This window comes from Seonamhaeicola marinus (genome assembly GCF_008085455.1).
Map to the genome: position 1 here is coordinate 110,351 of NZ_VSDQ01000679.1, position 15,263 is coordinate 125,613.

At 33.4% G+C, this 15,263-nt stretch carries 12 protein-coding genes; 1 reads left to right on the top strand and 11 read right to left on the bottom strand.

Going from position 1 to position 15,263, the window contains the following annotated elements; genetic code table 11:
• The first annotated feature begins 759 nt into the window (after positions 1–759).
• Positions 760–1,266, top strand: a complete 507-nt coding sequence (locus tag FUA24_RS26070; RefSeq protein WP_148542449.1) for a LytR/AlgR family response regulator transcription factor — start codon at positions 760–762, stop codon at positions 1,264–1,266.
• A 137-nt stretch (positions 1,267–1,403) separates the two neighbouring features.
• Here FUA24_RS26070 and FUA24_RS11635 read toward each other — a convergent pair whose 3' ends face one another.
• The 11 genes from FUA24_RS11635 to FUA24_RS11685 all read right to left on the bottom strand — a co-directional run bounded on the left by FUA24_RS11635 (position 1,404) and on the right by FUA24_RS11685 (position 15,251).
• A complete protein-coding gene (locus FUA24_RS11635) occupies positions 1,404–2,900 on the bottom strand; it encodes a RagB/SusD family nutrient uptake outer membrane protein (RefSeq protein WP_148542451.1) in 1,497 nt (498 codons plus the stop codon).
• Between the two features lie 19 nt (positions 2,901–2,919).
• Positions 2,920–6,270, bottom strand: a complete 3,351-nt coding sequence (locus FUA24_RS11640) for a SusC/RagA family TonB-linked outer membrane protein (protein WP_187388263.1) — start codon at positions 6,268–6,270, stop codon at positions 2,920–2,922.
• Between the two features lie 215 nt (positions 6,271–6,485).
• Positions 6,486–7,595, bottom strand: coding sequence for a FecR family protein (locus FUA24_RS11645; protein ID WP_148542456.1), 1,110 nt, complete (start codon positions 7,593–7,595; stop codon positions 6,486–6,488).
• 136 nt (positions 7,596–7,731) lie between these two features.
• A complete protein-coding gene (locus FUA24_RS11650; RefSeq protein WP_148542458.1) occupies positions 7,732–8,298 on the bottom strand; it encodes an RNA polymerase sigma factor in 567 nt (188 codons plus the stop codon).
• Between the two features lie 172 nt (positions 8,299–8,470).
• Positions 8,471–8,704: a TetR family transcriptional regulator C-terminal domain-containing protein gene (locus tag FUA24_RS11655; protein ID WP_148542460.1), complete on the bottom strand. Its 234-nt coding sequence runs from the start codon at positions 8,702–8,704 to the stop codon at positions 8,471–8,473.
• Positions 8,705–8,714: 10 nt separating this feature from the next.
• Positions 8,715–9,914 (bottom strand): hypothetical protein, encoded by a 1,200-nt coding sequence (locus tag FUA24_RS11660; RefSeq protein WP_148542462.1) that lies wholly within the window; start codon positions 9,912–9,914, stop codon positions 8,715–8,717.
• A gap of 86 nt (positions 9,915–10,000) precedes the next feature.
• Positions 10,001–10,774: an outer membrane lipoprotein-sorting protein gene (locus tag FUA24_RS11665; protein ID WP_148542464.1), complete on the bottom strand. Its 774-nt coding sequence runs from the start codon at positions 10,772–10,774 to the stop codon at positions 10,001–10,003.
• 28 nt (positions 10,775–10,802) lie between these two features.
• Positions 10,803–13,175, bottom strand: a complete 2,373-nt coding sequence (locus tag FUA24_RS11670) for an efflux RND transporter permease subunit (protein ID WP_148542466.1) — start codon at positions 13,173–13,175, stop codon at positions 10,803–10,805.
• 151 nt (positions 13,176–13,326) lie between these two features.
• Entirely contained in the window at positions 13,327–13,923 is a 597-nt protein-coding gene (locus FUA24_RS11675; RefSeq protein ID WP_148542468.1) for a TetR/AcrR family transcriptional regulator, read from the bottom strand.
• A gap of 127 nt (positions 13,924–14,050) precedes the next feature.
• On the bottom strand, positions 14,051–14,764 hold the full coding sequence (locus FUA24_RS11680) for a carboxypeptidase-like regulatory domain-containing protein (protein WP_187388264.1): 714 nt from the start codon (positions 14,762–14,764) through the stop codon (positions 14,051–14,053).
• Positions 14,765–14,882: 118 nt separating this feature from the next.
• Positions 14,883–15,251: a cupredoxin domain-containing protein gene (locus FUA24_RS11685; RefSeq protein WP_148542472.1), complete on the bottom strand. Its 369-nt coding sequence runs from the start codon at positions 15,249–15,251 to the stop codon at positions 14,883–14,885.
• Positions 15,252–15,263: the final 12 nt, after the last annotated feature.

Consider the following 15,263-nt stretch of genomic DNA (forward strand, 5'->3'; position numbering starts at 1 on the left):
AATACTTTGCAGTTTTACCCAAATGCTTTATAAACTTTAAAAATTAGGAAAATAACGAAAGGCTATTCGAATTATTTTGGCTTTAAATTTCACAAAACGCTGTAAAACAAATAGTTAAAATTAATTCAGTTTTTAACCACTGAGAATAAAATGACAATTTTTATTTGAAATAACTGTAACAATTTATAATAAAAAGCTACTAATATAGAACAATCATGATTACGAAAATGGTAACTCTAAATTCTTATTCTCAATATAAATATTATGGATATTAATTTGTGTTGCTGCAACAGTAAAAGCTATTGAAACGCTTGTTTTTGAGCCCCAAACCTAAAAACGGCACTTTTTTTGAGGGATATTAGAAAACTCTGCTCTTGAAAAAGATATAACAGGTTCTCTGTTATGATACTCCTATTATTTAGGTTTTAATTCTGAAGTAATGTAAATCTCGTAGACGTACCAGGTTCAACAGAACATTTAGAATGTGCACTAGTAATACTTATTTACAACACTAAAAATTTAAACTAATGAAGTATTTACCTAATCTATTTGGTTATAACAACTCAAGACGTAAGATGAACTTAAAAACTAAACCTTGGGTTTTTCCGTAATTAAAATTATATAAACAATTCGTAAAAATTAATACTACAAGAATTGTTTTATTCTAATAACTACACCAATTCAAATATGTTTTTGAGACTAATAATATAATTAGTCTAGAAACCCTTTAATGAATATTAACCAAGTGAATAAGCATCTATGAATAATTTACAAAATACAAATACGCTTCGGGTATTAGATGTTAATTCATTTAATCTTGAAGATATAATACAGGCGCTAAATGGTGCCTCAACAGATAAAAACAATGAGATATTCTACCTCGTAGTAGTTAACTCTAAAGAAAAACAAAACGTCATAAAAACACCTCAAAACCAAGGGTTAAAAGGTAAAATTTTAATTCCACTACAAGATGGATTTGAAGTAATAAATAAAGCCAGTATAGTTTACTGCGAAGCAGATGATAATTATACAGAACTATATTTAAGAAATGGCGAAAAATACTTAGTAAGTAAAACTCTAAAATACTTTGAAGATATTTTAGGTTCCGAAAACTTTGTTAGAATTCATAAGTCTTTCTTAGTTAACGTAAACGATATTGTTAAATATTACCGTAAAGGAAAAACTGGTAGTGTTTTGCTGAGTAATGGTAAAGAAATAGCGGTATCGGCTACAAAAAGAGTGAACTTAATGTCTTATTTTAAATGAACTATTAGGTTTGAAACCATATTGAAATAGTCATATAGTTTATGAAATGCACCGAAAATAATTCGGTGCATTTCTCAAACTAAAACCCAAAAGCCCGCTTATATGCTTTTGGTATTTAGTGAGCTTATCCAGGATTACTAGTATCCTGGATTCTGCTCTACTAGCGGATTAGAGTCTATCTCAGACAACGGAATTGGAAACAACACATGATGTGGTTGCGCATTACTTTTTCCTCTTGCCTGTGCATCAGAAATTAATCTGTTTTGACGAATTAAATCTCTTCTTCTATGACCTTCTGTTACAAACTCCCAACCTCTTTCATCTAACATTGCATCAACAAAAGAATCTAAGTCTGGAAAATCAGCTAAAGTATAAGTTGGCACACCAGCTCTGGTTCTAATTTCATTGAGTAAATCAACGGCCTCTTGTGTTGGAGAACCAGCAATCATAGCAAGTGCTTCAGAACGTAACAATAAAACATCAGCATACCTCATGTAACACGTGTCATTTGGCCAATTTCCACCATTACCACTTACTTGGGTAGGATCCTCAGTAGGTGTATATTTAAAAGACCTAGGATGAAATCTATTCCCTGCGTTTGGTCCGTTAATTAAGTCAATGTAATTACCGCCTTTATCTATATATTCATAACAAATCCATCCGAAAGAAACTGGTCCAAATTCTCCTCTTGGATCCCATGGTAAGGCTCTTTGATCATCTGGATGATAGGTAGCCACAAAATCTCTTTGCATTTGTAATTGCGCTCCCCAATTTCTAAACGCCGTTTGATATCCAGGAGGGAAATTATGCGCCATTATGGAATTGTTTGAAAGCACTGCATTATTTTCAAAAACAAAAATCATTTCACTGTTTCCTTCATTCTCATGTGAAAACATTGTAGTTACATCTGGAAGTAAACTATAAGTGTTAGAACTTATAACATCTTGTAATATATCTGCTGCAGCCTGCCATTGTCTCGTATTCATTAAAAAGCGGCCTAACATAGCTTGAGCGGCACCTTTTGTTGCTTTACCCTTTGCATCTTGAGTTACTGGTAATGAGGTTATTGCGGAACGGTATTCAGATTCTATAAATGATTTAATTTCATCGTCAGAAGCTCTTGGATATTCAAAACCTAAATCTAGTGTAGTAGTTACAAGAGGCACAGGCCCCCAAAGATCATAGAGTTCAGAATAGTTCCATGCTCTTAAAAAAGTGGCTTCGGCTTTAAATGCGGCTACTTTATCTGCTGGCAAGGTGGTTACATTATCAATGTGGTCTAACAACGCATTACAGTTTCTAATAGCTTCATAAATTTGATTCCATGTAGCTGTTAAATCAGCATTTCCGGCATCAACTGTGTATTCCTCAAAAGGAACTACCCTACCACGGTATCCACCTCCAGCTTCAACCTCATCGTCACAAGGGTAAGCGGCAAAGGTATGGAACCTTTCACGTATTACAGGGTTAGACCTTCCATAAGCCGATATTAAAATGGCCTCTATTCCTTCTTCCGTTGCTACAAAGTCATCGGCATCAAATTCTGTGAATACTTCTTCTTCTAAGAAATTATTGCAAGACATTCCCAAAGCAAGAAATGCAAACAAAGCAATTCTGTATATAGTACTTTTCATTTTCTTTAATTTTTTTTGATTATAAGTTAAATCTAGCACCAATTCTAACTGTTTTAGCTAGCGGATAGTCTCCATAAGTTCCTCTCCTGGCTGTAGATGCTGAATTACTAGAAGAGTTAGCATCTGGGTCAAAACCATCAAAATCTGTAATGGTTAAAAAGTTCTCTAAGGATATAAAGAAACTTGCGGAATCAATACCTAAAGATTTTATTGAAGTGTCATAACCAAGAGTTACATTCTTTAATCTTATATATGAAGCATCTTGAACGGTCCACTTATTTACTTTTCTACCATCTTGATATCTACCTGGCTCAACCATTGATGGATACGGAGCATTAGGATTATCTGGTGTCCATCTGTTTAAATAATAACTAGCTAGTTTATTTCTATCTGGATCAATAGGATAAAAAGATTCTGCAATTAAGTTATTAAAGGCATCTATACCCTGTACACCAACAACGTAAACATCTAAAGTGAAATTTTTGTATTGAAATCTGTTGTTTATACCAAAGTTATAATCTGGGAACGGCTTACCAAGTACAACTCTATCATCTTCATCAATTCTATTATCGCCATTAATATCTGCTACAATTGGGTGACCTAATCCAGCTCTAGCGCTTCCATCGGTAAACGTAGCGTTAGCAGCATCTACTTCTGCTTGCGTACTATAAATACCATCTATTTGATATCCAAAAAACGAAGCCATAGCTTCTCCTTCTTTAACAACCCAAAAATCTCCAGCAAATGCGAAACCACCGCCTCCAGTAACCTGTCCCCCGATAAAATCAGGAACTTCAGTAACTTCATTTTTAAGTGTTGAAAATGTTATATCCGTCTGCCAAGAAAAGTCATCTTTAACGATATTTTGGCTACTCAATGATAGTTCAAGACCTTTGTTACGCACATTACCAAAGTTTTGTCTAAAACTTCCAAATCCTGAAGATCTAGGAACTGGTCTTTGAAACAACTGGTCTTCTGTATTTCTAACATAATATTCAATACTACCTGATAATCTATAGTCTAATAATGTAAAATCAAGACCTAAGTTTACCTCTTTGGTAGTTTCCCAAACCAGATTCTGGTTAGGAATTCTACTAGGAATAGCTCCTGTTAATACTTGCTCTCCTAAAACGGCATTTGAACCTACCTCGAAAGTTGAAAGTGTCTCAAAATTGTTGATGGCTGAATTTCCAATTTCTCCGTAACCTGCTCTAAACTTAAGTTCGTTAAAGAGGTTTTGACTTTCCATAAAAGGTTCTGAAGCTATTTGCCACCCAAGAGATACTGATGGGAAAACCGAAGTTTTATTAGTTTCTGAGAAAACACTAGCACCATCTGCTCTATAGTTAACGGTTAAAAGGTATTTATCCTTATAGGTGTAGTTAAGTCTAGCTAAATATGAACGGAATGTTCTTTGCGTCTTATCTGTTTCTGTATTAAATCTTTCTGGATTCGCAGCTTCAAAAAAGTCTACACCATTAACATCAGACAAAAATCCTGAAGCTTCTGCATCTACTTCTTCATTAACAAATTTCTCATAAGTAATACCTCCAAGTGCTTTTATCTCATGATCTCCAAACTCCTTTTCATAAGCCAGGGTATATTCAGCAATACCATAAGTGTTATCGTTGTTTTGTACGCGCCCTATTCCTTCTGAACCTAATCCTTGTTGCGTCCATCTATTTTGATAAGAATCGAACTTTCTTGCTGTAATTCTTGTTCCTAAATGTAGGCCAGCTTTTAAACCGTCTAAGATTTCATATTGAATTCTTGCATTACCTAAAATTTCGGTTCTTGCTCTATTTTGATCAAACCCTTGCATAATAGCTTCAGGGTTTTCTACCTGAATAAACGGATTAAGTTTATATCTTCCTTGATCATTTAACTGAGCATCTAAAGTTGGATCAAAAAGTAATGCTGCTGCAACACTTCCACTAATACTATTTGTGCCTAAAGGCATTAAGTCTGTATTTGTTCTATTTACATTTAAGTTAAGTTTAATATCTAACTTATCTGTTGGCGTTACATTAACATTAACTCTAGCATTATATCGTTTCTCTCCAGTATTTCTTAACACTCCTTTGTTGTCTAAGTAGTTTACTGAAGCATAATATGTTGCCTTCTCTCCTCCTCCAGATAATGACAACTGGTGATTATGAATTAATCCGCTTCTAAAAATCTGGTCTTGCCAGTTGAATCCTTCACCAACGGCTTGAATTTGAGTATCGGAATATAGTGGTTCATAGTTTGGGTCTGTTGCATTGTTCGGATCTGATTCAAAATCCAGTGCGTTTAAGGTTTCCATATATTCACGCCCATTAAGCATATCAATACGCTTTGCTACATCTTGAAAAGCAACATAATTGCTGTACGATACTTCTAAAGCTCCTTTTCTACCTCTTTTTGTAGTAATAAGAACAACACCATTGGCTGCTCTTGCACCATAAATAGCTGAAGCAGAAGCATCTTTTAGAATATTAATAGATTCTATATCATCTGGACCCAAGGCATCTACATTACCATTTGGCACCCCATCTACAACAACTAAAATACCATTACCTCCATTAATAGAACTTACCCCTCTTACTTTAATATCTACTCTACCACCGGGAGCACTACTTGCCTGACTAATTTGCACACCAGAAGCTTTTCCGTCTAATAACTGAAGTGCATTAGTATTTGCTCCCTTTACAAAGTCTTTAGACGTTACCTGAACAACAGAACCTGTTACATCTTTTGCTCTTTGCGTACCATAACCTACTACAACCACTTCATCTAATTTCGCAGAGTCTTCGGCCATTACAATGTTAAGGGTAGATTGATTGTTTACTGGCACTTCTTTGGTTACATAACCAATATAGGATACCACTAAGATGGCACTACCGCTGGAAACATCTACCGAAAAATTCCCATCAAAATCTGTTTGCGATCCATTTGAAGTTCCTTTCTCAATGATATTAGCACCAGGTAAAGGCACGCCATTTTCATCTTTAACAGTTCCACTTACGGTTACTTTCTGTTCTATAACTGTATTTAAACTTTCGTCTTCCTCTTGCTTCTTTCTTTTTTCTTTTTTAGTTAAATAGATTCTGTTTTTAATGATATTATATCGTGTCATTGTTTCATTAAAAACACGATTTAAAACAGAGGAGATGGCTTCTTTTTTTGCAGTTACGCTTATTGTACGATTTAGATCTATGTCTACTATTTTATATATAAATCTAAAATCTGTATTACTTTCAATTTCATCTAGAAATTGGTTTACTGTTACATTATTTACGTCTATTGTTACCTTAGTCTGCTGCGAATACGTTTCATTGGCTTGCAACGTAAGCAGAGATACAAAAAATAACAAAATACTGAGTTTCATTTTTAGGTCTAATTTTAAAGACGGCATAAACCGCCTCTCTAGTTTAGATGGCTGTTTTTTCATACTTTTGTAGTGTATTAATTGTGGTTATTCTTTTTTTAGTTTAGTCACATGCTATAATCGGAAGATGTTGCACCATTTTCCGATTTTTTTATTTAAAACCGTGACTTAATTAGTTTAATGTCTTTACGTTTTACATAGGCGCTTCTTTTTTGTTAGTTAATAGTTATTATGTTTTGTTCAATCTTATAATCTAAGTTGTAGTTTAACTTAAGTTCTTCTAGTACTTCATTAATTGAAGGGTTAACCCCCAGACTTGCATTAAACTTCTCATTTGAAATATTGGTGTTGTTATTTTTTATAACCACATCATATTTACGTTCTAGTTTCTTTAAAATGTTATTAAAGGTCATATTTCTAAAGACCAGCTCTCCCTTCATCCATGATGTATAGATATTTGTAATTACCTTAGTTTTGGTAATTTCATGATTAGCCTTGTTAAAGCTAGCTTTAAAACCTGGTTCTAATGGTTGAGCAGAATCTTTAGACTCCGTATACAAACCAACCGAGCCTTCTACTAAAACCACTTCTGCTAATTCATCTTCGGGATAGGAGTATACATTAAATTGGGTTCCATAAACCTCAACATTTAAATTGTCTGCATTTACCACAAAAGCCCGTGCTTTATCTTTTGCTACATCAAGAAACACCTCTCCTTTTACAAAAACTTGCCTGGTTTGATTTTGCAAAAATTGAACAGGATACTTTAAAGAAGAACCTGCATTTAAATGGGCTCTAGTGCCATCTGATAATACTATTTGGAACGTTTTTCCATAAGGTATCGTTAACGTATTATAGACCAACTTTTGTGGTCTTTGTGTAGTTTCTTTATAGACTAATTGATTTTTGTTTTGTTGGCCAACAACTTCACCAGATGTGTTGGTAAGATTGGTTTTTTGGGTCTCTTCCAATACCTTTATAGTACCATCTTCTAATTCTAAGGTAATAACGTTTTCTAATGTGGCATTAGATACGCTTCTTGTTTTCTGAAGGTAAAAATACCCTCCAGAAAGTAACCCAACAACAAGTGCTGCCGAGGCAGAAAACCTCCTCCAGCGTTTTAGTTTCGATTTTCTTTTAATTTCAGCTAGAATATTATGCCAAATAGAACCCTTCAATTGCGTTTTAGAGGTTTCATTCTCAAAAAAAGGTGTATCCGTCTTTTCAAGCCGTTCTTCAAATCTTTGAAGTATCTGGCTTTCTTCCTCTGTTAAATTCCCTTTTATGGCTTTTTCTAGTAGTTTTCTAAACTCTTCTTCTTTCATAATGTGTGTTGAACATAAGTATGATTCAAATACTTAATCGAACTCACATTAAAATTTAGGTTTTAACATTTTTTTAACATTTTAAAGCAAGAAAAACGAAGTCCATTAACTCCAAAAGCCCTAATGCTAATATCAATTATAAGGTTAGTAAAAAAATAAGAAGTACAGTAAAACTATGTCTAAGAGACTTAATGGCTAGAGATATTTGATTTTCTACAGATCTTTTTGAAATACCTAATTCTTTGGCAATTTCGTCATTACTATAGTGTTTAAATCTGCTTAGCTCAAAAACCTGTTTACTTCTTAAAGGCAAGCCATTCATTGCTTCTAAAATCTGATTAAGCGTATGATCTAAATCGTAGTGTTTTTTAATTTCTGGTTCTGTAGCTAAGTGCAGGGTATCGATGACATTTAACTGATTTACACTAAATTTTCTATCTCTAAAATATTTATAACAGTTATTTCTTAAAGCTGTAAAAATATAGGCCTCAAAATCTTCAATTTGACTTGTTTTTCTTTTTTCCCAAATCTTAATCCAAGTCTCTTGAACTATATCTTTTGCCACGGTTTCATGACCCAAAATAGTTTTGGCCTTGATAAACATTTCTTCCCAATACAGGTCAAAAAGTTTACCAAAAACCTTGGTGTTATCCTCAGATAACTGTAATAGTAATAGCTTGTTTTGGTTCTTTTCTAATGGCATTTTACCCCAACTAAAGTGCAAAACAAGATAGAATTAAATCAATGTTAATTCAAGGGAATAGCAATTTTTGCTCAAAAAGTATAACCTTTTGACTCAAATTTACCATCAATTCGCAAAAAACACCTTGAAATTTTACGAAAATCTAAATTCCATAAGGCCTAGTACTTATAAACTAATTCATAAGCTGTTGTAAAATAAACGCCTTAAAATCTTCTTTAGGGGAAGTGCTTTGATTAGTTTCTAATCTAAAAAAAGCACCTAACCAACTAAAGATTAAAAATTGACTTACCACATCTACATCGAATTGAATCGTTACATCACTTTCATTTTCAACCTCCATTAAACATTCATTAAAAATAGATTGAAAACTATTAAATTCTTGCTGTCCTGGATATGGTAAACTCATATTTAAATGTTTAAAAAAATCTCGATATGCTTAACCTAAAAAAACTATCATCTCTAAAGTTTGAAAGTATAAATTCACTTTCATGAATATTACTGAATATTCTAGCTTCTATTTCTGCCGTCCAATTACTACCAAATCTCCGAGATGCTTCAACACTAAAAATTTTACTGCTATTATCTAAGTCTGCAATTCCTCCAAATAAAATTGAAGTGTCTTGGGTGTCATTAAATGCTATTCGGCTTCCAAAAAACACATCATTTTGCAATGCATTCAATGCTAATTCATCACGTTCGTCATACAGATACTCTCCAAGTAAACCAATGTCTAGTCCATTACCATCAATATTGCTAAATGTAAATTCTACTCCGGCAGCTAAGGCAAAAAAGTCTTGAGCATCGGCACTTCTATAAATAGATTCTAGCTTCCATAAAAACGCATTATGCGTAACCTGAAGGTCTAATCCACTTTGATTTATTATAGGATAAAACGCATTAATGTTTCCAGTATTGTTAAAGGTAAAAAGTGGTTCTCTACCTGTACCATAAAAATGAGATAAGCCTACATCAAAAGCTCCAAAATAATGTGACCATCTAAAGGCAAAATCTTGGTGCCATTCTTCAGCATCACTTTCATAACCAATATCATCTTTATCTAAAACCACTGGAAATCTAAACCGTCCTTTTTCTCCAGAAAATGTTCTTTTTCTGTGATACGGTAAATAGAAAAAGTTGAAGGTTCCAATCTTGTTTGTGGTTAAAACAAACTGCGCCATTGGCTGCCCCAATTTTTGTTCACCATCAAAAGACTCTACTGCATCGGTTTGGTTTATAATATCTACTAAATGGTTACTTTCAATAACGCCCCAATACACTTTTTTTAATCCCACATTAAACTCCCAGTTGTTCTTAGATTTCTGATAATATAATTCTCTAATATCCCAGTGAGTTCTTGGATCATCGACATCTAATCTAAAAAAGCCAACTGCATTTATACTTTCTTCGCCTCCATTCCAATCTATTGCATATTCTGGTTGAATTGAAAATGATGGAAAATGTTGTTTTTGTCCATTAAACTGTCCTTCATCCAAAAAGTAACGGTATTCTAGTCCTAACTCCAACTCAAAATCGTGCGTTACTTTTTTTTCTTGTCCATAAGAATTGAAAACCGTCAATGTTAAAAGACCTAAAACTATATTTTTAATAAATCTCATTGCTAATAATTAAAGGAAATCGAGACATATTGAAATTGCCTCGATTTCCAGCCATTAATCAAACTAAGTTAGTCACCAACTTTTATTTATTTTCCTGCTCTTTGTAAAGCAGCTTGAGTGAAATCATCATCACTTAAATTCGCTTCAAAATTGTAATTATTGAAGTTTAGAATTGTTTCTTTATTGGTTTGGTGATTCACCATATGGAACTTTCCTGCTCTCCAAAACTTATTCTTGTACAATTTATACTCTGTGTACGTTAAGGTTTTCAATAAGGCATTTTTTCTATCGTAGAATTCAGCTTTTTCAATTCTATAACCTTTGTTCTTGTTATAGGTAATTACACGTCTTGTGTACCCAGACTTAGGATCTACAGGATCTTGTTCTACAAATAATAAATCGCCTTTTTCTTCTAGAAACTTATAGGTATACTTCTCAACCTCCTGAGATGATAAATCCTCATATGCAAACTCACTACCTACAAAAGGTCCTGATTTGTTATTAGAAGAAATTCTTTTTACTCTTTTTATTGAAGGCAAAAACAACCATTGATCGTCAGAACCAACTTTATGTGTAAAGGTTAACGTAGAAGTACCTTTTACATCTTTAGGGCTATTAAATACAATTAAAGATTTATCCCCATCTTCTGTTAGTTCTAATGTTTTTGTTGTTAAAGAACGCTCACTCGTCTGACCATTTTTATTTTTTAAGGTCATTTTTAAATCAACGATAGAGCTACCAAACCCTAAATCGGCCTTTTCTGCAGCCTTAGCAATTTCTAATCCACGAGCTTCCGCAGATTGTCCATTTAAGAATGAGATACTTAATGTTAAACCAAGTAATACTATTATTTTTTTCATCTTTTCTTTATAAAATTTATGTTCTTGTTTATTTGTCTAATGCTACTTTTGGATTTGTAGCTGTTACTACTTCTTTTTTAGCTGTAAGAATTAATAATGCAGGTAGTAAAATAAAGTCAATGATTAATGCTGCAATAATAATAATCACGGTAATTCTGGCCATATAACTGTTTAAGGCAAAAGAGGATGTAGACAATACGGCAAAACCAGCAATAAGTACAATAGTTGTAGTTACCAATGCTTTTCCAACTGTTTGGAAGGCGTAAATTACTGCCTGTTTAGCATCATACCCTAGTTCTCTTCTTGCTCTTAAAAATTTGCTCATAAAGTGAACTGTATCGTCAACAATAATTCCAAGCGTCATTCCGAAAACCACTACCATTCCAGTATTAATTTGTCCTTTATACAGGAACCAAATTCCGAAACCTACTAATACCGGAGTTACATTTGGAATAATACTTAATAATCCTAATTTGAAATTCTTTAAGGCAATCATAAGTACAATTGAAATAAGAATTAGCGCTATAACATTTCCGTTAAACATACTATCTGCTTGACGGAACCCTAGTTTAGAAAACATTAAAGTTGGACTAACGCCTATGGCATGCATGGGTTCGGGAGTATTATCTCGTAGCCATTTTTCACCGCGTTTAGAAAATGCTATCATTTCTGCACTAGAGATGTTTTTTAAAGTTGCAGTAACTCTAGTTTCAGATTTATCTACATTAATTTGATTGTTTAAGTCTAATCCAAATGGTAAGGACAATTCATAAAGCAACAGATATTGCGCCGCTTCTTCTCTATTGTCTGGCACTCTATAAAATGCTTCATCATCACCATGCATAGAACGATTTACTCTTCTGGCAACCTCACTAAACGCATTAACGTGAATTACTTCGGGCTGTGCCTTTAACCAATCTTCAAAAGCATTTAAATTTTTAAGATATTCTGGATTATTAATACCGCCACTTTCTCCACTTCCTATGGCATATTCAACATTATAAATACCGGTAAGATTTTCACTTATGTAGTCGGTGCTTTGCCTAAATTCAACACTTTCATCAAAGTAGTTAATAAACTCATCATTAAATACATTTTGATTTGCTAAATAGGTTAATCCACCAATAACCACTAAAGAAGCCACTAATAACTTAGCTGGTTGTTTAACTACAAAATTTCCAAGTTTAGTGTACAGACCTGTTTTCTTCTCTTCTCTTTCTTTTTGCTTTTTAGACGCTTTAATAGGAAAAATAGCCATTAAAGCAGGTAAGGTTGTGGTTGAATAAATGAAAGCCATCATCATTCCAAAAGCGGTGATATTTCCTAAATCCCAAAATGGTGGCACATCACCAAAATTCATAGTAAGAAAACCTATAACGGTAGTTAAACTGGTAATAAACACTGGCATGAAGTTAAGTCTCATTGACTCAATTAAAGCGTCTATTTTACTTAAACCATCTTTACGCATTTTTTGGAGCATGGTTACCAAAATATGGATACTATCGGCCACTGCTAGTGTAAGTATCATGGTCATAAACACCGAAGAAGGTGGTGTTAATTTAATTCCTGTTAAACCAATAAAACCAACCGCACTTAATATTGAAAAGGCCACAACAATTAATGTAGAAACCGTACTAAAAAAGTTTCGGGTTAAAATTAATGTGGTAATGATTACAATTAATATCATAATGGCTGTAAGTGCCATATCTTTCATTGATGCCTCAAAAAACGCTGTATTCATAGGAATTAAGCCCGAAGAATGCACCTCAAAATTGGGGTGTTTCTCTTTAAAATCGGCAATCATCTTTCTAACAAATGGTGTTACTTCTCCTGGGATTTCTTCAATACTTTCTCCGGGTAGTTTTACCGTTATATTAATAGCAGTAACGCTACCTTCTGGATTTATTATTCTATCTACTAGCAAGGGTTCTTTTAAAGCCACTTCTTTAATCTTAGCGATCTCTTCTGGAGATTTTAACGAAGATTCATAAGATAGATCATCTACATAGAGATCATCACCTTCGGCTCTAGTATACTGAAAGTTGGTAATAGCGTCTACTCTTGATGAATAGGGCGTATTCCAAGCCTCTGCAGTTAATTCTTCAATGGCCACTAAATTTTCTTTAGTAAACACATTCTTATTAGAAGGTGTTAGTACTAAAACCACATTATCATCTTTAGTGAACTTTTCCTGAAGCGCGTCAAACGCTTCTAACTCTGGGTTAGACTCACTAAAAAACACATGGTAATCTCCATCAAATTCCATGTTTCCTTTAGATGCAAGTCCTAACGCCAGAAATAGTGTTAGTAGTAGGACTAGCCATTTTCTTTTAATCACAAATTTTGCCCAATTCGTGGCAAATTTGTTACTTACATTTTTTGCTTTTTTTATTGCATTCATAATTTTGGTTAAATTAATTGACCGGTCGATTATGTGTTTTCCGGATTTATTTTCTGTTTTATATTAGTTAGACGTTTTATTAATTCAAAAGGGGACAACAATATTAAAAATTTAACAGTTGACCAGTCGACTATTTATTGTTAAGAAAACATTATTTCAATAACATGTTCTCTATAACGTACATAGCATTATCTATTGGCTCTCCACTTTTCATCTCCTTCATTCTTACCATAGCGCCTCTTCCGGCATCTTCTATAAACGCTGCAATATCTTCGGCAGACATTGGGTTTGTAATCTCTCCTAAATCTTTCGCTTCCTGCACAATTTGCGCAATGGTTGCAATCATATAGTCCATTTTAACAACTATGGCTCTTCTAATATTTTCACTATGCTCAGACATCTCGTTACTAATATTACACACCATACAACCCATTTTACAATTAAGTTGTTCCTTTAGCTCAGCAATTCTATAGGCATTAAAAGCCAATAAACGCTCTTTTGGAGATTTTGTTTTATCCTGTAAAATTTCATTAGCAGGGGTAAACATCATTCCGAAGTATTTATCTATAGCTTTAACTACAAAATCTTCTTTAGATTCAAAATAGAAATAAAAAGAACCTTTGGGTACCTCAGCCGCTTTAACAATATCATTAACACTTGTTGCGTTGTACCCTTTAAACCATAAAATCTCCATCCCCTTCTCTAAGAGATAATCTGCCTTAGCATCATGTTTAGCCGTCTTACCCATAACTCTCAAATTCCAGACAAAAATATGACCACTCGTCTAGCTTATCCAAATAATAAATGTTAAAATTTCATAAACCCCAGTGAATATAAGGGTTTACATACCGTTGTATTTTAAAAAGAAAGAATCTCTATTGGTACTTCGTAGTAATTTCAACCACACCATTACCACCTCTCATTCCCCAATGTCCAGCTTCATTTCCCATTAATACCTTACAAGTTTTGACTTCAATAGGGTGTACACCAGAGATATCATTAATTACAATTCCATCTACAACTAATAAGGCATATAGACTAGAATTAATAGAATTAACCCCTCTAGAGTCTAAAATAATTTGTGGGCCAGTAGCTCCAAAAGCTCCTGGTTCAGCAGAATCTGTAGTATCAAGATCTACTACCTTTGCTTGAGGATATACAAATTGAATAACGTCATATATGGTAGCCAATTGATCAAAATTATTATTGTCTTCCAAAAAATTATCTAAACCATATTGAAGTTTTTCTTTAGATAAGTGCTCAAATCTAACCACATCGCGGTAAGCAGACTCCTCTAAGACGGCAATTAAATTTACATCCAATTCTTTTTCGCCTTTCAATTTAAATTTTTGGTTATGAAATCCAGCGGCATTGAACACTAAATGATCTTTCTTATTACAAGTAATTGTAAAATTACCTTCGGTATCGGTATAAACTACAGTATTAGCCTTTTTTGCGCTAATTTTCACCTTATTTAACGCATACCTTTTAAAGGCAACTACCTTTCCCGATACGGTATGAGTCTGCGCAAAGCCAGAAATTGTAACTAAAAGACATAAGAGTGTTAAACGTTGAATAAAGTGTTTCATGATTCCAAAAAATAAATTAACCATAAAGTTACACTTTTTAAATCTGATTATCAATAAAATATAAAAAAAAGCTACCACACAAATGCGGTAGCTCTTTACAAAAAAATTAAATCTAAAATTACTTAACTGTAAGTGTATATTGTGGTGTTGGGTTTAAAGGACAGAAATACACATACTCTCCTTTTGAAAGTTTTGTTGCTTTAGATTTTTCTACCTTTCCATCTTTTACCACCTGAGTTACATATGCAGTTTGTATGTGGTTTTTAGGATCACTAGCGTCTTTACCTTTGCGCACTAATACTAAACCTACATCTTTACCTACGTTATTGTTAGCTACTGCAAACACATAAGTTCCTTCGCTTACTGTTACAGATTTTTGAGTGAACTCTCCTTTTGTTTGCTCTAGAGCAATTGTCTTTGTTTCTTGAGCATTGATGTTAAAAACAAATGCTAAGGCGATTACTAATGTTGAAATTAACTGTTTCATTTCTTTTATATT

Excerpts from the sequence above, each read along its gene's own strand:
- FUA24_RS11685 (WP_148542472.1), bottom strand. The coding sequence starts at position 15,251 with ATGAAACAGTTAATTTCAACATTAGTAATCGCCTTAGCATTTGTTTTT.
- FUA24_RS11665 (WP_148542464.1), bottom strand. The coding sequence starts at position 10,774 with ATGAAAAAAATAATAGTATTACTTGGTTTAACATTAAGTATCTCATTC.
- FUA24_RS11650 (WP_148542458.1), bottom strand. The coding sequence starts at position 8,298 with ATGCCATTAGAAAAGAACCAAAACAAGCTATTACTATTACAGTTATCT.
- FUA24_RS11675 (WP_148542468.1), bottom strand. The coding sequence starts at position 13,923 with ATGGGTAAGACGGCTAAACATGATGCTAAGGCAGATTATCTCTTAGAG.
- FUA24_RS11635 (WP_148542451.1), bottom strand. The coding sequence starts at position 2,900 with ATGAAAAGTACTATATACAGAATTGCTTTGTTTGCATTTCTTGCTTTG.
- FUA24_RS11645 (WP_148542456.1), bottom strand. The coding sequence starts at position 7,595 with ATGAAAGAAGAAGAGTTTAGAAAACTACTAGAAAAAGCCATAAAAGGG.
- FUA24_RS11655 (WP_148542460.1), bottom strand. The coding sequence starts at position 8,704 with ATGAGTTTACCATATCCAGGACAGCAAGAATTTAATAGTTTTCAATCT.
- FUA24_RS26070 (WP_148542449.1), top strand. The coding sequence starts at position 760 with ATGAATAATTTACAAAATACAAATACGCTTCGGGTATTAGATGTTAAT.
- FUA24_RS11640 (WP_187388263.1), bottom strand. The coding sequence starts at position 6,270 with ATGAAACTCAGTATTTTGTTATTTTTTGTATCTCTGCTTACGTTGCAA.
- FUA24_RS11660 (WP_148542462.1), bottom strand. The coding sequence starts at position 9,914 with ATGAGATTTATTAAAAATATAGTTTTAGGTCTTTTAACATTGACGGTT.
- FUA24_RS11680 (WP_187388264.1), bottom strand. The coding sequence starts at position 14,764 with ATGAAACACTTTATTCAACGTTTAACACTCTTATGTCTTTTAGTTACA.
- FUA24_RS11670 (WP_148542466.1), bottom strand. The coding sequence starts at position 13,175 with ATGAATGCAATAAAAAAAGCAAAAAATGTAAGTAACAAATTTGCCACG.